The following is a 23,819-nucleotide window of genomic DNA, read 5'->3' as shown; positions in this document are numbered from 1 at the left end:
TTGTACGCGACAGTCCAGACACCACAAAACGCGACTTGGGTGCAGGCCAAACGCAGACGACGCGCAGTGGGCCGAGCGGCATGGATGCCGCGAGAGCGCCATCAGGGCATGGATGCCCGTTCGGCGCGGGCCCACGGAGCGTCGTCGGAGTGCGGGTACCCGACGAAGTCGGGCCAAACCGGGAGCCTAGACACTTGGTTACTTGGTGTCCTTTCAAGTAACCCGCCGAAGGCGGAACGCTTCTGCCGTCAGGCAGAACCCATATCAGCACCACAACTCCGATCACCCCAACGCCGACACCTGCCGACACTCCAGCACCAGACTCGCACCGCCGGAGGGGCTGTTGCCAATGCGCAGTTTGAAGCCGTGCAGGTTGACGATCGCTGCGACGATCGACAGGCCCAGGCCGAAGCCGCTTTGCTGGTTACCCGTCTCGCTGCGGTAGAAGCGCTTGAACACCGCCTCACGTTCGGCGTCGGGGATGCCGGGGCCGGTGTCCTGGACTTCGATGAACGTGGTGTCGCCTTCGGCACGAGCGATGAGCAGGACCTGACCACCGGGCGGTGTGAACTTGATCGAGTTGCTGAGCAGGTTGGACAGCGCTTCGAACAGCAGCGCCCGGTCACCGACGACAGGTGGCAGGTGCTCGGCCATTTTCAATTGCAGTGCGACGCGTCCTTCTTCCGCTAGCGGCAGGTAGAAGTCGTACAGCTCGTACAGCAAAGGCAACGGATCCATCTGACCGAACGCCGAACGGCGCTGGTGGTCTTCCAGTTCGGAGATACGCAGCAGGCCGCGAAAGCGCGCCATCAAGGTGTCGGCATCGGCGATGACCTGGGCCATTTGCTCACCTTGCGGTGAATCTTCCGCCGACTGCTGTTGAATCCGGTACAACTGCGCGCGCAAGCGGGTGAGCGGGGTGCGCAGGTCGTGGGCGATGTTGTCGCAGACGCCTTTGACCTCGTTCATCAGGCGTTCGATACGGTCGAGCATGGCGTTGACGATGTCCGCCAGCATGTCCAGTTCGTCGCGCCGGTTCGAGACTGGCAAGCGCTTGGTCAGGTCACCCGTGACGATGGCCTCGGCGCTGGCCTGGATCGCGCGGATACGCCGCAGCGGCCGCTGACGCAACAGATGCCAGCCCAAGGCTCCGGGGATGATCGTCAGCGAGATACCCCACAGCAACGCGCGCAGGATCAGCGTGGTCACGGCAAACAGCGAACCGTTGTCGCGCACCAGAACCAGCCATCGGTTGTCCAGGGTATGGATCGCCACGGCATCGCAACTGGCGCGGGGCAGGTCCGGGTCGTCCGAGTCGATGCAGGTGTCCAGCTCCTGAATTTCGCCCGTGAGCTTCAACCCTCCAGGAATCTCGTGGACGGGGCCGCTGATCGGCTTCAAGTCCTTGTCGAACAGGCCATAGGCATCGACGGAGCGGATGTCGAATTTGTCACTGGTGTGCAGGGCGTCGTCCAGCTGCGCGCCTTCGAAGCGTGAGAACAGCTGCTGGCGCTGCATCAACGAGTGACGGGCGAGGGTGTTGAGGTAGCTGGTGACTTCCCAGTAAAGCACCCCCATGAGGATGCTGCTCCAAGCCACGAACAGGAAACTGTACAACGCTAGCAGGCGACTGCTGGAGGAGCGCCAGCCCTTAGACGGGTTCGGCAATGACATAACCTGAGCCTCGAACGGTACGTATCAGCGGCGTCAGGGTAGGGGGATCGATTTTCTTGCGCAAGCGACCGATGTGCACATCGATCAGGTTGGTGCCAGGGTCGAAGTGATAACCCCAGACTTCTTCGAAGATCATCATGCGGGTGATGATCTGGCCGCTGTTGCGCATCAGGAATTCCAGCAGCTTGTATTCGGTCGGCAGCAGGTTCAGCGGTTGACCGGCGCGGCTGGCCTCGCGGGTGATGAGGTTCAGTTCCAGGTCCGCGACCTTGAGCATGGTTTCGGCCTGGGTCACCGGGTTGCTGCGGCGCAGCAGGACCTCGACGCGGGCAGCCATTTCATCGGAGGCGAAGGGTTTGGACAGGTAATCGTCGCCGCCGGCACGCAGGCCGCGGACACGCTCGTCGACGTCGGACAGCGCGCTGATCATCAGGATCGGCGTGGCAATGCCCAGCGCGCGCATGGTCGTGACAATGGCCAGGCCGTCGACTTCCGGGAGCATACGGTCCAGGGTGATCAGGTCGTAGTCGCCGCTGACCGCACGCACCAGCCCTTCGCGGCCATTATCGACCCAGTCCACTTGAAGGCCATGGCTGCTCAGTTCGGCAACGATTTCCTTGGCGGTGACGGCATCGTCTTCGATTGTCAGGATTCGGGTCATTGGGATGTCTGAACCACGTGGTGACTGAAGGCTGTATTTTGCCTTTAAACGTAGCCGTTATTTCTTAAAAAAAATTTAAGAAGGCCCAAGTGACTTGTTTTCTCGCTCAACACCGATTTGTAGGAGCGCGCTTGCCCGCGATTGCGGAGTGTCATGCGACAACAACGTTGCAGACTGACCGCAATCGCGGGCAAGCGCGCTCCTACAGGATCTCAAGTGCTCTTACGCGCTGCATCACCCTTGCGTTCCGTCTCTTCGCGATCCAGACCAGCGCGTTGCTTTTGCTGCGATGCCGGCTTTTGCGACCCCTGTTTCTTTGGCGTGCCACTTTCACTGCGAATCTGCGCATGGCTGATCAGTGCAAAGATAAAGCTGCCGCCAATGATGTTCCCGGCCAGCGTCGGCCCGGCGAAGATCATCCAGAAATCCTTCCACGGCAGTTCGCCGGCGAACACCAGATAAGACACCTCGGCCGAACCGACCACGATATGAGTGAAGTCGCCGAGGGCCATCAGGTAAGTGATCATCACAATGATCGCCACTTTGGCTTCTTCCATGGACGCGATCATCCAGACCATCGTGGCGATCATCCAGCCTGAAATGATGCCCTTGGCGAACATGGTGCCGACGTCGTTCTCCATGACCTTGCGGCCGATTTCCAGAAAGGCCAGGTCGGTCTTGGTGTCGAAAATCGGCAGATGCAGCATGACGTAAGCCACCAGCAAAGTGCCGCAGAGATTGCCGACCAGCACCACCGACCAGAGCCGCAGCAGGCGACCGATATTGCCGAGGGTGAATTTGGTCATCACCGGCAGCACCGCCGTGATGGTGTTTTCCGTGAACAGTTGCTGGCGAGCCAGGATAACCGCCAGAAAGCCTGCGCTGTAACCCAGGCTGGCAATGGCGTGGAAGCCCTCGCCATCCGGAAGCCTGGAATTGAGCAGCCCCATGGCCATCAGGGATAACCCCATGGTCAGGCCCGCCGCTAGCGCAGACCAGAACAGCGCCGCAACATTGCGCTCCAGCTCCTGATCGCCCTGCATACGGATGGTTTCGTGGAGCACTGCGGCGCGGGGCGGCTGGTTTTCATCGATGTCGCGCTCTTCTTCGGGCGTCAGGCCCGGGGTCTTGCCGTCTGGTTCGCTATCCATGATTGCTCCTTGGCTTTTCTGGGTGGACGGCCAGTTTTTTTGCTTTTGTAGGCTGCGCCGTGCTGATGGTTGAGACACAATCCGTTCCCCGTCGTTCGCCAACGCACGGCAGCCTTTTCATTGACTTGGGAGACCCAGCAGTGCCTCTTCAGATTCGTGACGCCACCCGCGCCGATGCCGCTGTGATACTGGGCTTTATCACCGAACTTGCGATCTATGAAAAAGCCGAACATGAGGTCAAGGCGACCGTCGCCGACATCGAACGCAGTCTGTTTGACGAGCCGTCGCCCGCCAGGGCGCTGATCTGCCTGCTGGACGGTCAACCGATCGGTTTTGCCGTGTATTTCCTCAGCTATTCGACGTGGCAGGGGCGCAAAGGGCTGTATCTGGAAGACCTGTTCGTCTCGTCGGCTCATCGCGGCGTGGGCGCGGGCAAACAGCTGCTCCGGCATCTGGCAAGAATCGCCCATGACAGCGGCTGCGGTCGTTTTGAGTGGAGCGTGCTGGACTGGAATCAGCCTGCGATTGATTTCTACAAATCCATTGGCGCCGAGCCTCAGGATGAGTGGGTCCGTTACCGCATGGAGGGAGAAGGGTTGAAGCGATTTGCGTTGGGCGAGGATTGACTTGGGGTGGCAGGCCAAGTGTGGGAGTGAGCAAGCTCACTCCCACAGGTATTTCGTTGGCTGCGCAACAGCGTGAGCCCTACAGCACTGCGTTTTTCAGCCAGATAAATATTCGCTGTCGATCCGCACCACACCCGCCGCCTGCAGATCCTTCCAGGCCTTGTCCAGCGAACCGTTCAGACCGATGGCCTTGCACGCGTCGACAATGATCCAGGTATTGAAACCCGCCGCCCGTGCATCCAGTGCCGACCAGGCGACACAAAAGTCCAGCGCCAAGCCGACCACAAAGACGCTGTCGATGCCACGCTCCTTGAGGTAACCCGCCAGGCCGGTCTGGGTGCTCCGGTCGGCCTCGACAAATGCCGAGTAGCTGTCGATCCCGGGATTGCAGCCCTTGCGCAGAATCAGCTGTGCATGGGGGATAGCGAGGTCGGCGTGTAACTGTGCGCCATGGCTGCCCTGAACGCAGTGATCCGGCCACAGCGTCTGCGGGCCGTAGGGCAGGGTGATGCTGTCGAACGGAGCGCGCCCGGCGTGGCTGGAGGCGAACGAGATGTGGTCGACAGGGTGCCAGTCTTGCGTGATCACGACGTTTCGAAACTGCGCGCCGAGGCGGTTGATCACGGGCACCAGTGTGTCGCCAGCCTCCACAGCCAGCGCGCCACCGGGCATGAAGTCGTACTGCATGTCGATGACCAGCAGCGCGCTGCGTGGGTCAGAGGGCAAGCGATTAAGGGAAGGGGTCATCAGCCGTGTCCTTGATGAAGTGTTTGAATCAATTGTCGCCCTGTGGAAGCCGAATTCCACAGGGAATCACCCGACGCCCTCAGGAAAACACCCGAATCGGAGCGCCCGCGTGCCAGGCCTGGATGTCCTCGATCATCTGATTGAAGAACATCCGGTAATTGTTTTCCGTGACGTATCCCACGTGCGGTGTGGCCAGCAGGTTGGGCAAGGTGCGGAATGGATGATCCGCCGGCAGCGGCTCCACGCTGTACACGTCCAGAGCGGCGCCGGCAATTTTCTTCTGTTTGAGCAGCTCGATCAGCGCGTCCTCGTCGACGATCGGCCCACGCGCGGTGTTAACCAGATACGCGGTGGGTTTCATGCGGTTCAGCGACTCAGCGTCCACCAGTCCGCGGCTGCGGTCGCTGAGGACCAGGTTCACCGAAATCACGTCCGACTGCTCGAACAGTGCTTGCTTGCTGACGTAGGTCACGCCGTGTTCGGCAGCGCGTTCGGCGGTCAGGTTTTCGCTCCAGGCGATCACCTTCATGTCAAACGCCTGGGCGTAGCGCGCGATCTTCTGGCCGATGCTGCCCAGCCCGACAATGCCCAGCGTCTTGCCGTACAGGTCGCTGCCGATCCCGATCTGCCAGTTGCCGGCACGCAGGGAGTTCGCTTCGTCGACGATGTTGCGGGTGACGGCCATGATCAGTGCCCAGGTCAGTTCCGGGGCTGCGTATTTGTAGCTTTCGGTGCCGGTCACGGTGATGCCCAAGCGTGCCGCCGCCTTGAGGTCCAGCGCGGCGTTGCGCATGCCGCCGGTCACCAGCAGCTTGAGATTGGGCAGTTGACTGAGCAGGGATTCGTCGAAGACCGTGCGTTCGCGCATCACGCAGATCACGCTGAAGTCTTTCAAACGGGCGACCAGGGTCGCGGTGTCGGCAGGATAATCGTGAAGAAAGCTGACCTCGCCGAGAGGCTTGAGCGCTGTCCAGTCCACGACGTTTTCCGCCACGGATTGCCAGTCATCGAGCACGGCGATTCTCAGTGTGGAACCCTGAGTCATATCAGTTAGGCCTCGTTCAAGGAGCGCATTGGATGTGTGGCGCTCACAGTACGCCTGAGCAATCGGCAGTGGAACCCCGGCAGCGCCTACAGGTGCATGCTGCCCGTCGTCGCTAATTGAACAACCCCGCCGCGATATTGATCGAAAACCCCAGAATGGCGGTGTTGAACAGAAATCCGATCAATGATTGCGCCAGCACGACCTTGCGCAGCGCGCGGGTTGCGACCCCCACGTCGGACGTTTGTACCGCCACGCTGAGGGTGAAGGAGAAGTACAGGAAGTCCCAGTAATCCGGGTTCTGCTCGCCGTCGGCGAAGCGCAGGGCGGCGTCTTCGCCATTCCAGGTGTAGAACATTCGCGCGTAATGGAGGCTGAAGATCACCCCGATCAACAGCCACGAGCCGAGGATGGTGAAGCCGGTGAAGGCGTAATGCAGTGCCTTGTCGCTGGCCTTCATGCCCTGGATCCCGGCGAGTTCGAGCACGATGGCGGCGAGGCTGGCAATGGCCGCCACGCAGACCACCATCAGCACCAGTCCGGCATTTTCATCCTCGACCTCGGCGATCCGCCTGACGTCCTCGGCATTGGATTTGAATGTGCGCTGCATGATCAGAATCATGTAGATCCACCCGGCCACGTTCCAGGCGATCAGGCATTTGCTGATCAGGGTGATCTCGGGTGCGAGGAACGCGGACGCGATGCCAGCCGCAAGACCCAGGGCAGTGGCAATGGTCAGGCGAGGGTGAGTCTGGGTGAGATGGGACATGAACGGCTTCACGGCAGTGAGATGCGGCAAACATAGCACGCGCGCAGCGATAAAACGGCAAGGAAGAAAAACGGCGCGCAAGGGGTTACGCGCCGGTCGCCAGTTGGCAATTAACGTGGAACGTTTCAGGCAGCCTCGGCGATTAGCGGACCAGGCAAGGCTGCTTGTTGTTGAACGACCAGTTGGGAACGAGGAACTGCATGGCCACGCTGTCATCGCGCGCACCCAGGCCCATACCTTTGTACAGTTCGTGCGCCCTGGCCACCTGGTCCATGTCGATTTCGATACCCAGACCCGGTTTTTTCGGCACCTGCACGTTGCCACCCACGATCTGCAACGGTGCCTTGGTCAGACGCTGGCCGTCCTGCCAGATCCAGTGCGTGTCGATGGCGGTGATGTTGCCCGGTGCCGCGGCGGCGGCATGAGTGAACATCGCCAGCGAGACGTCGAAGTGGTTGTTGGAATGCGAGCCCCAGGTCAGGCCCCACTCATTGCACATTTGCGCAACGCGCACCGAACCTTGCATGGTCCAGAAATGCGGGTCGGCCAGCGGGATGTCCACCGATTGCAGCTGGATCGCGTGACCCATTTCACGCCAGTCTGTGGCGATCATGTTGGTGGCAGTGCGCAAGCCGGTTGCACGGCGGAACTCGGCCATCACTTCGCGGCCCGAGTAACCGTTTTCGGCGCCACAGGGGTCTTCGGCATAGGCCAGCACCTTGTGCTGATCGCGGCACAGGCGGATGGCTTCTTTCAGCGACCAGGCACCGTTCGGGTCCAGGGTGATGCGCGCCTTCGGAAAGCGTTCGGCCAGCGCCGTGACCGCCTCGATCTCTGCATCGCCGCTGAGCACGCCGCCCTTGAGCTTGAAGTCTTCAAAGCCGTATTGGGCGAACGCCGCTTCGGCCAGCCGCACCACGCCTTCCGGCGTCAGCGCTTCTTCATGACGGACGCGGAACCACTCGTTGTCGGCGTCGTGCTCGGTGCGGTAGGGCAGGTTGGTTTTCTTCTGGTCTCCGACGTAGAACAGGTACCCCAGCATCTTCACTTCGTCGCGTTGCTGACCTTCGCCGAGCAGGGCCGCGACCGGCACTTCCAGGTGTTGGCCCAGCAGGTCGAGCACGGCGGCTTCAATGCCGGTGACGGCGTGAATGGTGATGCGCAGATCGAACGTCTGCAGGCCACGGCCGCCCGAGTCACGATCGGCGAAGGTGCGGCGCACATCGTTGAGGATCTTCTGGTAGTTGCCGACGGTGCTGCCGACCACCAGCGAACGGGCGTCTTCCAGCGTTTGACGGATTTTCTCGCCGCCCGGAATTTCGCCAACGCCGGTATGGCCCGCGTTGTCCTTCAGGATCACGATATTGCGGGTGAAGTACGGGCCATGGGCGCCGCTCAGGTTGAGCAGCATATCGTCGTGGCCTGCAACCGGAATGACGTGCATCTCGGTGATGACGGGGGTGCTGCCGGAGTGTTGTGTGGTCATGGCTAAATCCTTGGGGCTACAGGGCGCCGCGAGGGCGCCGTCAAAACGAGGTTCAGAATGTTCAGGTTCAAAGACGCGCCGACGTTCGGCGTGTCAGGGGTGGCTGGGCGCTGTCTCGACCTTCGCCACCGGCACGGCGCCGGGCTTGGGCAGCGTGCGTACGGTGAACACCAGAATCGCGGCGATGATCGAGGTGGCGGTCAGGCCATACAGGCCACCCTGGATTGATCCGGTCTGTTGTTCGAGGATGCCGAAGGTGGTGGGCGCGACGAAGCCACCCAGGTTGCCCACCGAGTTGATCAGAGCGATGACGCCAGCGGCGATGCGCGCATCGAGATAGCCCTGCGGGATCGGCCAGAACAGGGACGAGGCGGACTTGAAGCCCATGGCTGCAAAACAGATCGCAACGAAAGCGAACACCGGACCGCCCAGAGTGGACATGAACATCCCGGCGGCAGCGATCAGCAACGCAGCGGCGACCCAGGCTTGCTGGTGCTTCCATTTGGCGGACAGCGCGGCGAAGCCGTACATGCAGACGATAGCGATGAACCAGGGGATCGAGTTATACAGCCCGACCTGGAAATCGCTCAGGTCGCCCATCTTTTTGATGATGCTCGGCAGCCAGAACGTGGCCGCGTAGATCGTCAGCTGAATGAAGAAGTACATCAGGCAGAACAGGATGATCTGCGGATCCTTGAGCAATTTGCCGATGGACAGTTTCACCGGGCTTGCGGCTTCGCGGGCTCGCTGTTCAGCGTCGATGGCGTTGACCAGCGCGTCCTTTTCGGCAGCGCTCAGCCATTTGGCGTCATGCGGCCTGGAGTCCAGCCAGAACCAGACGAAGAAGCACAGCACCACCGAGAACATGCCTTCGATAAAGTACATCCACTGCCAGCCATGGAAACCCAGGCCTTCGATCTGCAGCAACAGGCCGGACAGTGGCCCGGAAATCAGCGACGCGAACGCAGAGCCACTGAGGAAGATCGCGATGGCCTTGCCGCGCTCGACGCCGGGCAACCAGCGGGTGAAGTAATAGATCACCCCCGGAAAGAACCCGGCTTCGGCGACACCCAGCAGGAAGCGCAGGATATAGAAGTGGGTTTCGGTCTGGATAAAGGCCATGCCGCATGCGACCAGGCCCCAGGTGAACATGATCCGCGTCAGCCAGATACGTGCGCCGACTTTTTGCAGAAGGATGTTGGACGGCACTTCGAAGAGGGCGTAAGCGATGAAGAACAGGCCGGCACCAAAACCGTAAGCGGCAGCGCCAATGCCCAGATCGTGTTCCATGTGACTACGGACGAAGCCGATGTTGACCCGGTCGATGTAGTTAACGATGAACATGATGACGAACAACGGCAGGATGTGACGTTTGACCTTGGAGACCGCCGACTGCAATGCGGAATCGGGGGCGTCATTCACCCGGGATGAGGATGTGTTCACGCTGGTTAACTCCCACTGATTATTTTTATGCGGGTTGTTACTTCAATTGTGTGTGACAAGGTGTGTGCCTTGTTGCCAGTCATCATACAAGTACGATGGTGCGCTGCAAGTGATTTTACGGGGTTGCCGGAAATATTCAGTCGAAATATGCTCACCTGTATGACAGGTGGAATAAGTGTGTTGATAAGCACGCAGAGCCCGTTTTTGCATGGGTTGCCGGGATGTCGGGCCATTGGGAGCGACGCGCGGTGCGTGGTGTGCCCTTGACTTGTCACGTCGCAAAAATACAAGTGAGCCAACACTGGTTTACGACTCATACCCGTCACTGATCGGACGACGTCATCATGCAAACCCCTGAACGAACGATTGCTAAACGCCGCCAGCACAACCTGGCGACGGATCTGGTTACCGATCTCAGCCAGCGTATTTTGATGGGCTCGATCGCGCCCGGTGACAAGCTGCCCTCCGAGAGCGAGATCGTGCGCGAGCGCGGCGTCAGCCGCACGGTGGTGCGCGAGGCGATCTCCAAGCTTCAGGCGTCGGGCCTGGTGGAAACCTACCAAGGCAAAGGCACGTTCGTGCTGGCGCGCTCGGAGCAGAACGGTCTGCATTTGAAGGTCGAGACAGCGTTCAGCGTGCGTCACATCATCGAGTTGAGGATGGGCCTTGAAACCCAGGCGGTCGCGCTGGCGGCGCAGCGTCGCACACACGATCAACTGATCAGGATGCGCAGGGCGCTGGACGATTACCAGGATCTGCTCGCCAAAGAAGACAGCTGCGTTGAAGCCGACCGACGCTTTCATCTGTTGATCGCCGAGGCGACCGGCAATCCGTACTTCGTCGAGATTCTGCAGAACCTGGGTAACGCGATGATCCCTCGCAGCCGCATCGCTTCAAGCGAACGGGCCGGGAGCAGCCTCACCCATCATGCCTATCTGGCGAACCTTGAACATGAGGCGATACTGGCCGCCATTCGCCGGCAGGATCCGGACGCGGCGAGGGCGGCGATGTGGACGCACTTGAGCAACAGTCGCGAGCGGCTGGCGCCGGGGGAGTGATGCATCATCAGCGAGCGCGTGAATTCGCTCCCTTGAGGGTCTGCTGGCGGTACGCGGCAAACTCGCCTGACCCAGCGGCGCTACGCTGGATGCACAGGCTTGCAGGGTCAGCAGTGAAAGGAGCAGGGCGAGGCGGGACAGGGGCAAGTGGAGGTCTTGCAGGCTGAAGGTGACAAGGTAGCGGTCGCCTTAAACGTCCAATTGGTCCGGACGGATTCCGAAGGCCCTGGCAATTTTCTCCCGTGTGGCTTTACGGGGGCGGGCAACGGACTCCTGTTGCGCATACGCCGGTTGCGAGATACCGAGCCTTCTGGCGACTTCCTCCTGCGTCAGGTCCAGGTGTTCTCGCCAAGCCCGGATGGGGGTGGATCCGTCAACGATCTGACTGACGACTTCATGCGGAATAAGATCATTCCCTCCGTGCTGATGGACGTACTCGTCATAAGGAATGACCACAAAAGCAGGTTTGCCATCGGGACCGTTGATGATCTGAATCTGAACGTTGTTAGTAGGTGCGCTCATCGCGTTTCTTTATCTCCTGAATACTGACGATTTTGATGCCGCCGTCCCAATCGAACATGACCCGATAATCGCCCACCCGCAACCTGTATCCATGGGCGTGATTGACCAGGTTTTTTACGTTGACGACGTCGGGCATTTCTTCCAGTCGGGTGATCGCATCCCTGATCTGAACCTGGTGTTGCGAATGCAATTTTAGAAGCTGTTTCACGGCCTTCCTTGTTCATGCAATCCTGTTCATGAGTTCCTATAAGACTTGGATAAGTCTTTTGTCGATATTACTTATAGTGAGCTGACCATGCTAGCGGTCAATCGCACTCAGACCAAGAATCAGGCAGACTCCCCCAACCAACAAAAACATGTCGTGATGTGTATGAACCTTCAATCGCCCAGCTCGCCGGATGCGCCCCATGTTTGCCCTTGATCATGCCCTGGCCCAGGACATCGTGGATCGGGCGATGGCGATCCTGCCGTGCAACGTCAACGTGATGGATTACCTGGGCATCATCATTGGCAGCGGCGACGCGGAGCGCTTGTACACGCGGCATGAAGGGGCTCAATTGGTGTTGGCCAATCGTCGGGTGGTGGAGATCGATTCGCACACCGCCAGGCAACTGGACGGTGTACGGCCGGGCGTGAACCTACCGCTGATGCTGGATCAAAAGCTGGTGGGGGTATTGGGCATCACCGGCGAACCGGACCAGGTTCGGGTGTACGCCGAGTTGGTCAGGATGACCGCCGAGATGCTGATGGAGCACCGTCGCCAGCAGGCCGATCAACGGTGGCGGCATCAGCGCAGCGAAGAGCTTCTGTCGCGCCTGCTGTTGGGTGACAGCGCCACGCACTTGATCGACGAAGCGGAACAGTTCGGATTGCAGCCGCAACTGCCGCGTCAGGCCGTGCTGATCGAGTTGCCATCGGAGGTGGCGTATGCCGGACAGCTCGCGCAGTGGCTCAACGGCCGTTATGCCAACAGTTGGTGCGTGTCCTGCGAACCGGGCCTGATTTACTGGTGCCGTGCGGCAGGTAAAGACCGTGATGATCCTCTGCTGCTCGAACAGCTCGATGAGCAAGGCTGGCCGGTGTTGCGCATGGCCACGGTCGAGCCTTCGGAGGATTTCCAATCGTTGCGCAACGCCTGCGCCGCCGCCCGCGACCTGCTCGATTATGCCCGCCACGTTCAGCCGCAACAGAAGCTGCTGCGTCTGGCGAATCATCGCCTGCCGGTGCTGTTCTGGCGCAACCGGCATGACTGGCTGGCTGAGCGCGTGGCCGAACCGGTGATGCGATTGCAAGGCAACGGGCAGTTACTGGACACCCTGCGTGCCTGGTTTGACTACAGCGGGGAGAGTCAGGCCTGCGCAGACGCGTTGGGGATTCATCGCAACAGCTTGCGTTACCGACTCGAAAAGGTGGCCGAGGTCAGCGGTTGCGACCCGTATCGCACCGATGATCTGTTGCGGTTGTATCTGGGGATGCAGATGGTGGCGCGATAAAACCACTTCGGCGGCGGAAAATGGCGTGCTCGCACGGATTCAACGGTCTGCCGCCTCCACCACCTCGACCCGCCCCCGCACCCGCTTGGCGCGATACAACGCCTTGTCCACCGAGCGCAGCAAGGTTTCGAAATCTTCCCGGCTGTCCAATGACGACGTCTGTGCCAGCCCGGCGCTGAAGCCAATGGAAAAAGGTACCGTCGGTCCTTCGCGGTTCAGTGCATCACGCAAGCGCGCCATGAACCCTTGTGCCTGGACGATATCCGTACCGGGAAACACCAGCAAAAACTCCTCGCCGCCCCAGCGCACAAAGACATCGTCCTTGCGGATGAGACCCGCCACGGTGCTGGCGAAGACCTGTAGCGTTTTATCGCCCACGGCATGCCCGTACCGATCGTTGATCTGCTTGAAGTTGTCCAGGTCGATCATCGCCACGGACAGCGGGTAGCGCTGTGGTCCCTTTTGACGACGCTCTTGATGAAGAATGCTTGGCACTGCGCCGCGTCGATTCAGTGCGCCGGTGAGGGTGTCGGTAATGCTCAGTTGCACCACTTGCTGACGCAGTTGTTCTTGCAGCATCAGCGCAAAACTTAAGGTGAACAGGAAAGAGACCATGAAATCCATCGCCAGCGCCGGCAGGGAGAACATGTCCGGCTCGTCGAAGGTCAGCGGTGGTGGCGGATCGAGGACCAGGGTGATCGTTGAATGGGCGTGGAAGAGCAATAATGCCGAGTGGCCGGCCAGCAGCGCCCAGGCACCCCGGAAGCGTTTTCTCAAAGGCCAGGTCACGTAAAACTGAAGACCGATGGTCATCACGCAAAACAGGAAAAACCACGACAACAGGAAGGGCGTGTGCAGCAGCGCACTGGTTCCGATGCCGTATGTCAGTACCGGTATCAGCAGCACGCTGACATGCCAGCGTCTGCCATGACGCTGCTCCGACAGTTGGTGCAAGGCCAGCGTGTGACACCCGATCGCGATCATAAGCCCGGTGGTATTGGCGATGAACGCGGTTTGCGGCGTCAGCAGACCCAGCCAGGCGTACGAGGGGGAGACGACGCCAGGTTGCAGCAGGTCCACGGCGCGATAGGCCGCGAGTGCCAGATCGCCCGCGATCCACCAATGCAGCGGAGCGCGATGACGGCTGGTGCCAACGTAAGACAGACACAGCATCAACGTCGTCATGAGGCCGAAGGGAATGATGATGAGAAGCAGGGTGACGGGGTCGTTCAACAGCATAGGGCAGCGGCTTTCATCGTGGGGGTGCTTCAATGACCGGCTCGGTATCCGGCGAATGGGTCGCCAGAAACCTTAAGAAAAGAGTGGCTATATAGTGCCATGTTTGTCGGGAGGCGTGGCTGAATCCGCCGTCGCATCAAGAACGTTATCAATAACAGCCGGTCTGTCGTCGATTGACGCCTGCCGTGGACGAGCGTTTTTGTTCGGATGAACAACGTCTGTGTGCGACCGTTGTGCGAAGGTCCGGGGGAAAACGAGCGGATTAGTGAGAAGATCGCGCCTATCGAACAAGGAGAACGCCATGAAAATCGTCATTGCCCCGGATTCCTTCAAGGACAGCCTCAGCGCGCAAGGCGTGGCTCAAGCGATCGCCTCGGGTCTGCGTGAGGTCTGGCCTGATGCACGGCTGATCGAATGCCCCATGGCCGATGGGGGTGAAGGCACTATCGAGGCCGTGTTGGCGGCGTGCGACGGGCAATGGATGAAAAACAGGGTCACGGGTCCGCTGGGTCAGCCGGTGGAAGCCCAGTGGGGCTGGCTGGCCGACTCCCGGACCGCGATCATCGAAATGGCCATGGCCAGTGGTTTGCAGTTGCTGACGCTGGAGCAGCGCGACGCCACGGTCACGACCACGTACGGCACCGGTGAGTTGATCGCCGCCGCGCTGGACGCTGGCGCTCGGCGCATCATCCTGGCCATTGGAGGCAGTGCGACCAACGACGCGGGAACCGGCATGCTTTCGGCCCTTGGCGCGCGGTTTCTGGATATCAATGACCAGCCGTTGCCACCGGGCGGGCTGGCGCTGAGCAAGCTGGCGCGTATCGAGATTGAGCACATGGACGCGCGTCTCGGGACTGTGCAATTCGAAGTCGCCGCAGACGTCAATAACCCGCTGTGCGGTGAGCAAGGCGCTTCGCATATTTTTGGTCCACAAAAAGGCGCGTCGCCCGAGCAGGTTCTGGCGCTGGACGCCGCGCTGGCGCACTTCGCCAAAGTGTCTTCCGGTCTGCTGGGCAAGGACGACAGTGCGCATCCCGGCAGTGGTGCCGCCGGCGGGATGGGGTTTGCGGCGAAGGCCTATCTGAATGCGTCGTTTCGTCCAGGCGTCGAGGTGGTGGCTGACCTGACCGGGCTGGCCGAAGCGCTTGACGGGGCCGATCTGGTGATAACCGGGGAAGGCCGTTTCGATGCCCAGACGCTGCGGGGCAAGACGCCGTTCGGTGTCGCCCGAATCGCAGGGCGCGCGCAGGTTCCGGTCATTGTGCTGGCGGGTACCTTGGGCGACGGTTATGCCGATCTCTACGATCACGGTATCAGCGCCGCTTTCGCCCTGACCAGTGGCCCGATGACGCTGGACCAGGCCTGTCGCGATGCCGCGACGTTATTGCATGATCGCGCCCGGGATCTGGCGCGGGTGTGGGCGCTCGCCGCGAAGTAAGTGGTCGGCGTTGCGATCCAGGTGAAGCATTCCGACGGGACTCAGTGAAACATCGGCAAGACATGCTCGGCGAGTTCAGCCATCACGTCGCCCACCTCACGCTCACTGCGGCGCAAGTGCAGACCGATGTGCTGCACGCCCAGTTCACGCAGTGCTTGCAGCTCCTCAATCAATGCCAACCGTCCGCAACGTCCACCGAAATGCACACGGTGCAACGGGGCATGCGGATGGGCATCCAGGTCCAGATGGATAAAGCTGACATAAGGCTTGTCACCCGCAACTTCGCGCCACAGTCCGATCCGCAGACGGTGTTCATCCGGTGTGCCGGGGTAGCTCAACCAGCCATCCATGTGCTGCCCGACCCACGCTGGCGACTGTTGTGAAAGCCCCGCCACCAGCATCGGTACCGATTCCTCCCGTTCCGGCAGCAGGCGCATGCCTGGCGGGAGCTGCGCTTTGCCTTGCGTCCTGATCAATTCCACAGCGGCGCGAAATGCTGCTCCACGTTGCTGGAAGTCTTTGCCGAACAACGGGTATTCGATCGGTCGGTCGCCACTGGCCACGCCGAGCAGCAGACGTCCGCCACTGAGCTCATCGATGCTATTGGCGGCTTTAAGCGTCAGCCATGGCTGGCGTAGCGGCAGCACCACAGCCGCCGTGCCCAGCAGAATGCGATCGGTGATCCCTGCCAGGTACCCCAGGTACGAGAACGTCTCGTAGACCTGCGCCGCATCCCCGAACGCGGGGTCGTACAGCGGGACATCGCGAATCCATAGCGCGCGGAAGCCACTCTGATCGGCCTGCTTCGCCAGTTCGGCGTGACGGCCAATGTCAGGAATCCCGAAGGGGCGCAGCTGTTCTTCCGCCAGACGGCGGCCACGGCTGGACCAGTCATTGTCCAGTGGCAGTTCCAGACCGATGGAAAAACCGTGGTCGCCGATCAACCTGCTCAATCGTGAATGCATGGTAAACACCTGAAGGTCTGCGGTAACAGGGCAGTGCGGTAGGGGAAATCAATGATCGAGGGCAACAGGGGTGTCGTTGCGCTCTTTCAGATCGGCCGGGTTATCCAGGCGACCGCTCAACATGGTCAGGCCATGACCACACAGGCCTTGCCCCTGGAAACACTTTTGGGGGATGAACGAGCCGATTGAAAGAACAGACTGTGCGCCAGATCCGTCGGGATCGGCCCGGCAATGACGAACTTGGTGGTTCTGATCGCCAGGGCGGCATGATGAGCACTCCGACAGAGGGGGGCGTTATGGAATGGCGCCCAGTATCCCGAGGGAGACTCATAAGAAAAATGCTGTATCAGGCACAACAAATTTGCGTTTTAGTCACGAATTCGAGAGGTCGCTGTTGTTGTTATTGATCGCGACCTTTCCCATGCAACGGCTGAACCTTACGTCTCAATTGTCGCCAAGGCAGGCGTTGCCAGCGGTTTCGTAGCGCAAGGTGTGTGCCTTGCCCATGTGGTCGACATAACTCAGATCCACCGGACGGACGCCACAGAAGTTCAGCTTGGGTGCCTTGGTCACCTGGGCGACGTCGACCTTGGTGCCGTAGGTGTATTCCTGAACCTGTGGCATGTTCTTGACGTCGGCATTGGCGGTCAGGGCGAAGCTGCTCAACGCGGTCAAGGTCAGGGCGATCAGTGTGGTTTTCATGGTGGGCTTCCTCATAGGGCGGGTAATGACTTTCTTGAGCCCGTATGACGAAGCACGGCGAGGGTTATTCCATTCACGGGATATCTTTCTGCTTATGCACGCTCCTCAACAGTCACTGACACACCGCTTTCGTCCGAACTGCGGCCCATACCCTCGTAACCTCGGACGTCTCCTACAGGAACTGCGTCGTTCCGAAGATTTGAGGATGACGCGGACACTGTAGGCGTGAGCTTGCTCGCGAATGCCGAGGTACCTCACTGGCGATCGGTCAAGCGGCAGGCTGGATCAGGCAACACTCAGTTGTAACGTCGGAATGGGTTTGCGCATCAGCGTGCCTACCAGCACTGCGGCGAAGAGGCCGATGAATCCCGCCACCCACAGCACCGATGCAAACCCCGTCACGAATGCCTGTCGCGCCAGCGGTTGAACCACCTCCCGGGCGTTGGCACTGACGGATTGCAAGGCGGCCGTCATGTCCCCGGCCACCACGCGCGAGGCGATGAACCCGGCCTGGTCAAGCCAGGTGGGCGCATGGGCGTGCAGGTTGCTGTTCAGCGCGTTCAATGTATGGCTGGCGAGCAGCGCTCCGTAGACGCCGACCGCCAGCATGATCGCGCTGAAACGCATGGTGGTGCTCATGCCCGACGCCATGCCGGTGCGCTCGCGAGGTACGCAGGCCATGATGTTTTTCTGCGTGTCGCCGTTGAGCAGACCCGCCCCGGCACCGGTGACTGCCATGGCCAGTGCAAACGCCGGGTAGCCACCGAGGAGTGTCGCCCCGGCACACAACAGGTTGCCGGCGCTGACCAGCGTCAGCCCCAATGCCATCATCGCGGCCGCAGACAGATGGCGCGACAGCCTTGGCGCCAGACGCGGGCACAGCAGCAGGGTGATTGCAAACGGCAACATGCCCAGCCCTGAATCAATCGCGCTGAAACCCAGGCCGTTCTGCAGGTAAAAGGGCAGCAATGTCATCATGACCTGCGCACAACCGGCGTACGCGAACATCCCCAGCAGCGCGCCAATGAACCTGGGTGATTTGAACAGTTGCAAGTCCACCATCGGGCGCCGTTGTACCCGTTCCACCAGAAAAAACAGCGCCAGCAGCAGGCCGCCGCCCGTCAATCGGGCAAAGGTCAGCGGGTTATCCCAGCCGATCCGGTTGGCCTCGATCAGACCCCAGATCAGACTCAGCAGACTGGCACTGAAAAACAGGCTGCCCCACGGGTCAAGGCGCGCCGATTGTTCGTTGCGTGATTCACCGATATTGCGCATCACCATGCCCAGCAGGATCAGACCGACTGGCAGGTTGAGGAAGAAAATCCAGCGCCAGCCGACCCATTCGGCAATCAATCCGCCCACCGTGGGCGCAGCCGTCATCGCCACGCCCATGCACGCGCCCCAGAACGCCCAGGCCCTGGCCCGCTCGGCTTCGTCGTGGAAGACATGGCCGATGGTGGCCAGTGCCGAGGTCAGCAGCAAGGCTGCACCGACCCCTTTGACGCCACGTGCGATGTCGAGCAGCAGGATATTCGGCGCCGCGCCGCAGCCGATCGAGGCCAGAATGAACAGCACCAGGCCGGTGAGCAGCATTTTTTTGCGGCCAAAGCGATCGGCCAGGCTGCCCGCAGGCAGCAGCAATGCCGCGAAGGCCAGCATGTAGGCGCTGACCACCCACTCTATGTCGGCGAATCCGGCACCCAGGTCGCGCGCAATACTGGGCAGGGACACCGCCACAATATTGGTGTCGAGCACGATCAGCGAACAGACACCGGAGGCGGTGAGCAGGGTCATGCGAGGGCTGACGGTCCGGGCGCTGGATGGCGGCATGGTGATGACTCCGATAACTGCTTAGGTTTTAGCTAATGCTTGTGAACGTGATCGTTTGCACTGTGCTTCCCGGTAATCGCCTGCTCCTGGATGACCAGCGTGCTTCAGTGACCGGCCATCGCGGAGAGCGGCGTGTGCAGCGGGGCCGCGACGGGTTCACAATACCGCTGGATGGCCTATGCTTCGTTACCTGTCCTAAACATTTTTATTAGCTTTCAGGTAACGACTGATGGAAATCCGTCACTTCCGCTACTTTCTTGCCGTCGCCCGGCACCGGCACTTCACCCGGGCCGCCGAGCAATTGGGCATCGCACCCCCGACGCTGACACGGCAGATTCAAGACCTCGAAAGCGCGCTGGGCACCCGGCTGTTCTTACGTGAACAACGGGAAGTCCGCCTGACCGATGCCGGTCGCGCCTTGCAGATCGAAGCGGAACTGGCCGTGAAGCAGTTCGAAACGGCGCAGTACAACGTGCAGCGCGCCGGGCGCGGCGAGGCGGGGAAAATCGAACTGGGGTATGTCGCGTCGGCGGTATTCTCAGGCGTGCTGCAGCGTCAGGTCGGCGAATTTCGCCAGCGCTATGCCGAGGTCGATTTCACCCTCACCGAATACCTCATGCCGGCTCTGCCCAGGATGATCGAAGAAGGGCGACTGGACGTCGGGTTCATCCGGTCGCCCATGAGCCTGCCGGAATCCGTCAGCGCGGTCAGGCTGCTGACCGAAGGTTTCGTCCTGGCGCTTCCGGACAGTTCCTGGCTGTGCAAGCTCAAGGTGATCAACGCGACGCACTTGCAGGCCGAGACGTTCATCCTCCCCGAGCAGATTTCCGGAACACTGGAAGTCGCCGCGCACGGTGGCTTTGCGCCGACATTGGGCCCGCAACCTGGCGGGCTGGTGTCGGTGATTGCTCTGGTGAGTCTCGGACAGGGCGTGGCGGTGGTGCCGGAGTCGGTGGTCGACCACATCACCTTGCCGAACGTCCTGTTCAGGCGCATCGAAGACTGCCAGCCGACCTCTCACCTGTCATTGATCCACCGGCGCTATGAGAAAGCGCCGGCGGTCCTGCGCTTCATCGAGCACGTAAAAGCGTCTCGAGAGGCGTGATCAACCGTGTCGGGCCAGGAGGGCTTTCAGCACGCTGACAAGGCCGACCCGGCCTTTGCGCGGCAGGCCTTCGAAGCGAATCCAGCCTTCGTTGAAACCGTCGAGCATCTGCATACGCGGCACCGGGTTGCTCATGCCCTGCGAGGTGAACAGTGCGTGCCAGGTCTCCCGAGGAACGATCTGCATGGTAACCGGTTTGCCCAGCAGTTCGCTGAACGTGGCGGCGATCTGATCAGGCGTAATGCGTTGCTCGCCCTCCAGTTCAACGATGCGTTTGCCGAACCACTGCTCCTGCAGCAACTCGGCCGCAACGCGACCGACGTCGGCGGTGGCAATCATCGGTACCGGCTTGTCCAGTGGTTGCAAAAAGCTTGGGATCACGCCCGTCTGAACGGCGGGTTCGACGTCCCACGCGCAGTTTTCCATGAACCAGCCGGGCCGCAGAAACGTCACGGGCAGGTCGAGTGAACTCAGGCTTTTTTCCAGCCATTGCAACTGATTGAGCAGGTTGGGCTCAGTGGCCTGAGCACCAATGGTGGAGAGGCACACGACTTTGCCGGGACGGGTTGCGGCCAGTGCGTCATGGAGGTGGTCGATGATCTTGCGGGTTTCGGGAAACCCTTCGGACGGTGAGAAGTTGGGGGGCAACAGGATGAATACCGCCGTGCTGTTCTGGAAGGCCCGGGTCAATGCAGACAAGTCGTTCACGTCCGCCACTGCAAGCTCGCAACCTTGTCTGGCCCAGAACTGGCCTTTATCGGTACTGCGCACCACGGCACGCACGGGTTCGCCCGCCGCCAACAGGTGACGCGCGACTTCACTGCCCACTTGCCCGGTCACGCCCATGATTGTGTACATGCTGAATGCCTCATCGAAGGCGACCTTGCGTCGCCGATGCAGGCAGTATTACGCTGCGTCGCTGATTCTCCGATAGCATGAGTGTCATTGCATACATGCCAAGGAGTCACTAATGAGTTTCGATGGACGTTTGGCGAGTGGTATGGGGGTTCTCTCGGCCGTGGTCGATACCGGCAGCTTCGTGAAAGCGGCCGATGTGCTCGACATGACGCAGTCAGGCGTAAGTCGCGCCATTGCCCGTCTGGAGGCCCGACTGGGAATCCGGCTGTTCGATCGCACCACGCGCTCGGTCAAACTGACCGATGAGGGAAGACGGTTATATGAGGACATCGCGCCGCTGCTGGCTGGCCTGGAAGAGGCCGCGACACTGGCATCGGGCAGCGCCACGGCGGTCCGGGGGCGCCTGCGGGTCAACGTCGATCCGTATTTTTCACGGCTGATTCTGGCGCCGGCACTGGGTGACTTCATGGCCACCTATCCTGAACTGGAACTGGATCTGCTGACGCGCGAGCAACTGGGCGATCTAGTCGCCGATGGCGTCGATCTGGCGGTGCGTTTTGGCGAGCAACCGTCTTCTTCGCTGATCGGGAGACAGTTGCTCAAGACCCGCGTTTTGACCGTTGCATCGCCTGCTTATCTGAAAAAACATGGTCGGCCAAGGCATCCCACGGACCTCGAAAGCCCTGAACATGTGTGCATCGATTTTCGGGATTCGCAGACCGGACGGCCGTTTCCATGGGAGTTTCACCGGGGCGCCGAGCGACTTGTCGTCAACACGCGCGGGCGGTTGATGGTCAACGACGTGGGCACGATGCACCGCATCTGCGAGGAAGGGCAGGCGGTGGCGCAAGTGCTGGAGTTGGGGGTTGAGGCGGCGATCAGCGACGGACGGCTGATCGAGCTGTTTGCGGACTGGCCGGACGAGTACTTCCCGCTGTACGCGTTGTACCCGTCTCGGCACTTGCCGCCGGCGAAGGTGCGCGCCTTTCTGGAGTTCGTCGTGGCGCTGAGCCGCTGAGCCTTGCCGCCGAAGGGGTCAGCTTTTGGCAGCCCCTTCAGCTTCCTCGTCCATGCGGTCGGACTCGAACAGTTCCGCCAGCTCGGTCCGGGCCTCCAGTGCGCTCTGCATGACTTTCGCGGCGTCGTCGTAAATCAGGTGCTGACGATTGAGCACCTGCTCGTCGTGACGCTTGAACCGGGAGATGCGCGCGGCCGCCTGCGCTTCGCTCAGGCCCAGGCCGATGAGCGTGCGGCGGGTCATCTCAAGGCTGGAGTAGAAGGTTTCCCGCACCGCCTGCGCATCCAGGTCCATCAGGCGGTGGACGTGTTGGCGGTTACGCGCCCGGGCGATGATTTTCAGGTGCGGATACAGCTTGCGAACCAGTTCGGCTGTTTTGATGTTGGTGTCCGGATCGTCGGTGGCAATGACGAAATACTCCGCCTGATCGACCTTGGCCGCGCGCAGGATTTCGGGGCGCAGCGGGTCTCCGTAGAACACCGGCACATTGCCGAAGCTTCGGGTGAATTCGATGGTTTCCACCGACGTGTCCAGCGCCACGAACGGAATCTTCTGCGCGCGCAAAATACGCGCGACGATCTGGCCCATCCGGCCCATGCCGGCGATGACCACACGCGGGTTATCGGAGTCGATTTCGCGGTATTCATCGGGTACGGGTTGCTGCACCGGCTTGGGTTTGAGCCAGCGCGACATCACCAGCAGCAACAACGGGGTCAGTGCCATCGACAGCGTGATGGTCAGCACCAGCGTGTCGTACAGCCCGGCATCGAACAGCCCCTTGTCGCGGCCGATCTGGAACACCACGAAGGCGAATTCGCCTCCGGCGGCCAATACCAGACCGAGGCGAAGCGCGCTTTGTTTGCCGAGGCCACCGGCCAGACGCCCGACGAAAAACAACAGGGGCAGCTTGAGGCCGATCAGCAGCAGGGTCAGACCCAATACGACAATCGGAGAACTGAACAGCAAACCGATATTGGCGCCCATGCCCACGCTGATGAAAAACAGGCCCAGCAGCAGCCCTTTGAACGGTTCGATCTGGGATTCAAGCTCATGGCGGTATTCGGAGTCGGCCAGCAGCAGACCGGCAAGGAACGCGCCTAACGCCATGGATACGCCGACCAGGTCCATCAGCCATGCGGTGCCGATCACCACCAGCAACGCGGTGGCAGTGGACACTTCCTGCAGCTTGGTCTTGGCCACGATACGAAATACCGGACGCAGCAAATAGCGACCGCCGACCACGACAATGGCGATGCCGCCGAGCACCTGCAGGCCGTGACGCAACGAGTCGCTGGAAGTGGCATTGTGGTCGCCACCCGCGAGCATCGGCACCAGGGCAATCAGCGGGATTGCCGCGATGTCCTGAAACAGCAAAATGGCGAAGGCCAGGCGGCCGTGGGGCGCATTCAACTCCTTGCGTTCGGCCAGGCTTTGCAGGCCAAAGGCCGTTGACGACAGCGCCAGGCCCAGCCCCAGTACCACCGCGCTGTTCAGCGGCTGGCCGAAGCCGACGAGGGCAACCGCGCCAATCACTACACCGGTGAGCAGGACCTGCGCCAACCCAACGCCGAACACTGCTTTGCGCATGACCCAAAGCCGCTTTGGCGACAGTTCAAGCCCGATGATGAACAGCAGCAAAACCACGCCCAGCTCGGAGATGTGCGAGACGCTCTCCAGATCGCCGATCAGGCCCAGACCGGCGGGGCCGATGATCACGCCTGCGATCAGATAGCCGATGACGGCGCCCAGTTGCAGCCGTTTGGCCAGCGGAACGGTTACAACGGCGGCGAGTAAAAACACGACTGCGACCTGCAGCGGGCTGCCTTCATGGGGCATTGGAGACTCCTTAACCGAAACAGCGAAAATTCCTACACAATTGCGCGTATTAAACCACGTCATAGTGACAAGAAACGCCGGCCGAGACGCTTCGCCGCAGTTTTGCCGGGTGTGCCAGGGTGCCAGTAGCGCCTCGAGCGCGTAACATGTCGGGCG

22 protein-coding genes are annotated in these 23,819 nt (G+C 60.8%); 6 read left to right on the top strand and 16 right to left on the bottom strand.

Translation table 11 applies throughout. The features are described from left to right. Positions 1 to 282: 282 nt before the first annotated feature. From BMY73_RS17260 to BMY73_RS17250, 3 genes are all read right to left on the bottom strand, one after another. Complete coding sequence (locus BMY73_RS17260; RefSeq protein ID WP_062387314.1) at positions 283 to 1,674, bottom strand: sensor histidine kinase; 1,392 nt, start codon at positions 1,672 to 1,674, stop codon at positions 283 to 285. Continuing rightward, positions 1,652 to 2,335: a response regulator transcription factor gene (locus BMY73_RS17255; RefSeq protein WP_065988603.1), complete on the bottom strand. Its 684-nt coding sequence runs from the start codon at positions 2,333 to 2,335 to the stop codon at positions 1,652 to 1,654. Before BMY73_RS17255 ends, BMY73_RS17260 begins: the two co-directional genes overlap by 23 nt. Before the next feature lie 212 nt (positions 2,336 to 2,547). Further along, a complete protein-coding gene (locus tag BMY73_RS17250; protein ID WP_062387308.1) occupies positions 2,548 to 3,486 on the bottom strand; it encodes a formate/nitrite transporter family protein in 939 nt (312 codons plus the stop codon). A gap of 140 nt (positions 3,487 to 3,626) precedes the next feature. On the opposite strand from BMY73_RS17250, the gene BMY73_RS17245 reads away from it, so the two are divergent. After that, positions 3,627 to 4,112, top strand: a complete 486-nt coding sequence (locus BMY73_RS17245) for a GNAT family N-acetyltransferase (protein ID WP_092408567.1) — start codon at positions 3,627 to 3,629, stop codon at positions 4,110 to 4,112. Positions 4,113 to 4,208: 96 nt separating this feature from the next. Here the strand turns inward: BMY73_RS17245 and pncA are convergent, their stop codons facing one another. The 5 genes from pncA to BMY73_RS17220 form a co-directional block, all read right to left on the bottom strand. Next, positions 4,209 to 4,859 (bottom strand): bifunctional nicotinamidase/pyrazinamidase, encoded by a 651-nt coding sequence (gene pncA / locus BMY73_RS17240; RefSeq protein WP_092408565.1) that lies wholly within the window; start codon positions 4,857 to 4,859, stop codon positions 4,209 to 4,211. Positions 4,860 to 4,938: 79 nt separating this feature from the next. Further along, positions 4,939 to 5,904, bottom strand: a complete 966-nt coding sequence (locus BMY73_RS17235) for a D-2-hydroxyacid dehydrogenase family protein (protein WP_092408563.1) — start codon at positions 5,902 to 5,904, stop codon at positions 4,939 to 4,941. A 112-nt stretch (positions 5,905 to 6,016) separates the two neighbouring features. Continuing rightward, positions 6,017 to 6,670, bottom strand: a complete 654-nt coding sequence (locus tag BMY73_RS17230; RefSeq protein ID WP_092408561.1) for a DUF1345 domain-containing protein — start codon at positions 6,668 to 6,670, stop codon at positions 6,017 to 6,019. Positions 6,671 to 6,812: 142 nt separating this feature from the next. Beyond that, the gene (gene gudD, locus BMY73_RS17225) at positions 6,813 to 8,156 is read right to left on the bottom strand and encodes a glucarate dehydratase (RefSeq protein WP_092408559.1); all 1,344 of its coding nucleotides are present in this window, start codon (positions 8,154 to 8,156) and stop codon (positions 6,813 to 6,815) included. A 93-nt stretch (positions 8,157 to 8,249) separates the two neighbouring features. Continuing rightward, positions 8,250 to 9,599: an MFS transporter gene (locus BMY73_RS17220; RefSeq protein WP_092408557.1), complete on the bottom strand. Its 1,350-nt coding sequence runs from the start codon at positions 9,597 to 9,599 to the stop codon at positions 8,250 to 8,252. Positions 9,600 to 9,943: 344 nt separating this feature from the next. On the opposite strand from BMY73_RS17220, the gene BMY73_RS17215 reads away from it, so the two are divergent. Beyond that, positions 9,944 to 10,657 carry a FadR/GntR family transcriptional regulator gene (locus tag BMY73_RS17215; protein ID WP_092408555.1) on the top strand — a complete coding sequence of 238 codons (714 nt, stop codon included), beginning with the start codon at positions 9,944 to 9,946 and terminating at the stop codon, positions 10,655 to 10,657. Between the two features lie 189 nt (positions 10,658 to 10,846). Here the strand turns inward: BMY73_RS17215 and BMY73_RS17210 are convergent, their stop codons facing one another. Further along, the gene (locus BMY73_RS17210) at positions 10,847 to 11,179 is read right to left on the bottom strand and encodes a helix-turn-helix domain-containing protein (RefSeq protein WP_062387285.1); all 333 of its coding nucleotides are present in this window, start codon (positions 11,177 to 11,179) and stop codon (positions 10,847 to 10,849) included. Continuing rightward, positions 11,163 to 11,387, bottom strand: a complete 225-nt coding sequence (locus BMY73_RS17205; protein WP_256571196.1) for a type II toxin-antitoxin system RelE family toxin — start codon at positions 11,385 to 11,387, stop codon at positions 11,163 to 11,165. Before BMY73_RS17205 ends, BMY73_RS17210 begins: the two co-directional genes overlap by 17 nt. A 199-nt stretch (positions 11,388 to 11,586) precedes the next feature. On the opposite strand from BMY73_RS17205, the gene BMY73_RS17200 reads away from it, so the two are divergent. Next, positions 11,587 to 12,672, top strand: coding sequence for a sugar diacid recognition domain-containing protein (locus tag BMY73_RS17200; RefSeq protein ID WP_092408553.1), 1,086 nt, complete (start codon positions 11,587 to 11,589; stop codon positions 12,670 to 12,672). Positions 12,673 to 12,711: 39 nt separating this feature from the next. Here the strand turns inward: BMY73_RS17200 and BMY73_RS17195 are convergent, their stop codons facing one another. Further along, positions 12,712 to 13,911, bottom strand: a complete 1,200-nt coding sequence (locus BMY73_RS17195; protein WP_092408551.1) for a GGDEF domain-containing protein — start codon at positions 13,909 to 13,911, stop codon at positions 12,712 to 12,714. Between the two features lie 301 nt (positions 13,912 to 14,212). On the opposite strand from BMY73_RS17195, the gene BMY73_RS17190 reads away from it, so the two are divergent. Next, a complete protein-coding gene (locus BMY73_RS17190; RefSeq protein ID WP_092408549.1) occupies positions 14,213 to 15,349 on the top strand; it encodes a glycerate kinase in 1,137 nt (378 codons plus the stop codon). 41 nt (positions 15,350 to 15,390) lie between these two features. Here BMY73_RS17190 and BMY73_RS17185 read toward each other — a convergent pair whose 3' ends face one another. The 3 genes from BMY73_RS17185 to BMY73_RS17175 form a co-directional block, all read right to left on the bottom strand. Beyond that, the gene (locus BMY73_RS17185; RefSeq protein WP_092408547.1) at positions 15,391 to 16,314 is read right to left on the bottom strand and encodes a TIGR03571 family LLM class oxidoreductase; all 924 of its coding nucleotides are present in this window, start codon (positions 16,312 to 16,314) and stop codon (positions 15,391 to 15,393) included. A gap of 444 nt (positions 16,315 to 16,758) precedes the next feature. Next, entirely contained in the window at positions 16,759 to 17,016 is a 258-nt protein-coding gene (locus BMY73_RS17180; protein WP_062387270.1) for a DUF2790 domain-containing protein, read from the bottom strand. Positions 17,017 to 17,301: 285 nt separating this feature from the next. After that, entirely contained in the window at positions 17,302 to 18,846 is a 1,545-nt protein-coding gene (locus BMY73_RS17175; RefSeq protein ID WP_092408545.1) for an MFS transporter, read from the bottom strand. A gap of 229 nt (positions 18,847 to 19,075) precedes the next feature. Here BMY73_RS17175 and BMY73_RS17170 point away from each other — a divergent pair, with 229 nt between their 5' ends. Next, entirely contained in the window at positions 19,076 to 19,951 is an 876-nt protein-coding gene (locus BMY73_RS17170; RefSeq protein ID WP_092408543.1) for a LysR family transcriptional regulator, read from the top strand. Here BMY73_RS17170 and BMY73_RS17165 read toward each other — a convergent pair whose 3' ends face one another. Then, the gene (locus BMY73_RS17165) at positions 19,952 to 20,809 is read right to left on the bottom strand and encodes an NmrA family NAD(P)-binding protein (RefSeq protein ID WP_092408541.1); all 858 of its coding nucleotides are present in this window, start codon (positions 20,807 to 20,809) and stop codon (positions 19,952 to 19,954) included. Positions 20,810 to 20,921: 112 nt separating this feature from the next. Between BMY73_RS17165 and BMY73_RS17160 the strand changes: the two genes are divergently transcribed. Continuing rightward, positions 20,922 to 21,827, top strand: a complete 906-nt coding sequence (locus BMY73_RS17160) for a LysR family transcriptional regulator (protein ID WP_092408539.1) — start codon at positions 20,922 to 20,924, stop codon at positions 21,825 to 21,827. Between the two features lie 18 nt (positions 21,828 to 21,845). Here BMY73_RS17160 and BMY73_RS17155 read toward each other — a convergent pair whose 3' ends face one another. Continuing rightward, positions 21,846 to 23,663 carry a monovalent cation:proton antiporter-2 (CPA2) family protein gene (locus BMY73_RS17155; protein WP_092408537.1) on the bottom strand — a complete coding sequence of 606 codons (1,818 nt, stop codon included), beginning with the start codon at positions 23,661 to 23,663 and terminating at the stop codon, positions 21,846 to 21,848. Positions 23,664 to 23,819: the final 156 nt, after the last annotated feature.

The organism is Pseudomonas sp. NFACC02 (assembly GCF_900110765.1).
GTDB lineage: Bacteria > Pseudomonadota > Gammaproteobacteria > Pseudomonadales > Pseudomonadaceae > Aquipseudomonas.
This window is presented reverse-complemented; position numbering and strand designations above follow the sequence as displayed.

Bases quoted from the DNA above. Each gene is read 5' to 3' on its own strand.
- BMY73_RS17235 (WP_092408563.1), bottom strand. From the start codon at position 5,904: ATGACTCAGGGTTCCACACTGAGAATCGCCGTGCTCGATGACTGGCAA.
- BMY73_RS17200 (WP_092408553.1), top strand. From the start codon at position 11,587: ATGTTTGCCCTTGATCATGCCCTGGCCCAGGACATCGTGGATCGGGCG.
- BMY73_RS17250 (WP_062387308.1), bottom strand. From the start codon at position 3,486: ATGGATAGCGAACCAGACGGCAAGACCCCGGGCCTGACGCCCGAAGAA.
- BMY73_RS17185 (WP_092408547.1), bottom strand. From the start codon at position 16,314: ATGCATTCACGATTGAGCAGGTTGATCGGCGACCACGGTTTTTCCATC.
- gudD (WP_092408559.1), bottom strand. From the start codon at position 8,156: ATGACCACACAACACTCCGGCAGCACCCCCGTCATCACCGAGATGCAC.
- BMY73_RS17180 (WP_062387270.1), bottom strand. From the start codon at position 17,016: ATGAAAACCACACTGATCGCCCTGACCTTGACCGCGTTGAGCAGCTTC.
- BMY73_RS17210 (WP_062387285.1), bottom strand. From the start codon at position 11,179: ATGAGCGCACCTACTAACAACGTTCAGATTCAGATCATCAACGGTCCC.
- BMY73_RS17155 (WP_092408537.1), bottom strand. From the start codon at position 23,663: ATGCCCCATGAAGGCAGCCCGCTGCAGGTCGCAGTCGTGTTTTTACTC.
- BMY73_RS17165 (WP_092408541.1), bottom strand. From the start codon at position 20,809: ATGTACACAATCATGGGCGTGACCGGGCAAGTGGGCAGTGAAGTCGCG.
- BMY73_RS17215 (WP_092408555.1), top strand. From the start codon at position 9,944: ATGCAAACCCCTGAACGAACGATTGCTAAACGCCGCCAGCACAACCTG.
- BMY73_RS17175 (WP_092408545.1), bottom strand. From the start codon at position 18,846: ATGCCGCCATCCAGCGCCCGGACCGTCAGCCCTCGCATGACCCTGCTC.
- BMY73_RS17190 (WP_092408549.1), top strand. From the start codon at position 14,213: ATGAAAATCGTCATTGCCCCGGATTCCTTCAAGGACAGCCTCAGCGCG.
- BMY73_RS17170 (WP_092408543.1), top strand. From the start codon at position 19,076: ATGGAAATCCGTCACTTCCGCTACTTTCTTGCCGTCGCCCGGCACCGG.
- BMY73_RS17255 (WP_065988603.1), bottom strand. From the start codon at position 2,335: ATGACCCGAATCCTGACAATCGAAGACGATGCCGTCACCGCCAAGGAA.
- BMY73_RS17260 (WP_062387314.1), bottom strand. From the start codon at position 1,674: ATGTCATTGCCGAACCCGTCTAAGGGCTGGCGCTCCTCCAGCAGTCGC.
- BMY73_RS17230 (WP_092408561.1), bottom strand. From the start codon at position 6,670: ATGTCCCATCTCACCCAGACTCACCCTCGCCTGACCATTGCCACTGCC.
- pncA (WP_092408565.1), bottom strand. From the start codon at position 4,859: ATGACCCCTTCCCTTAATCGCTTGCCCTCTGACCCACGCAGCGCGCTG.
- BMY73_RS17160 (WP_092408539.1), top strand. From the start codon at position 20,922: ATGAGTTTCGATGGACGTTTGGCGAGTGGTATGGGGGTTCTCTCGGCC.
- BMY73_RS17195 (WP_092408551.1), bottom strand. From the start codon at position 13,911: ATGCTGTTGAACGACCCCGTCACCCTGCTTCTCATCATCATTCCCTTC.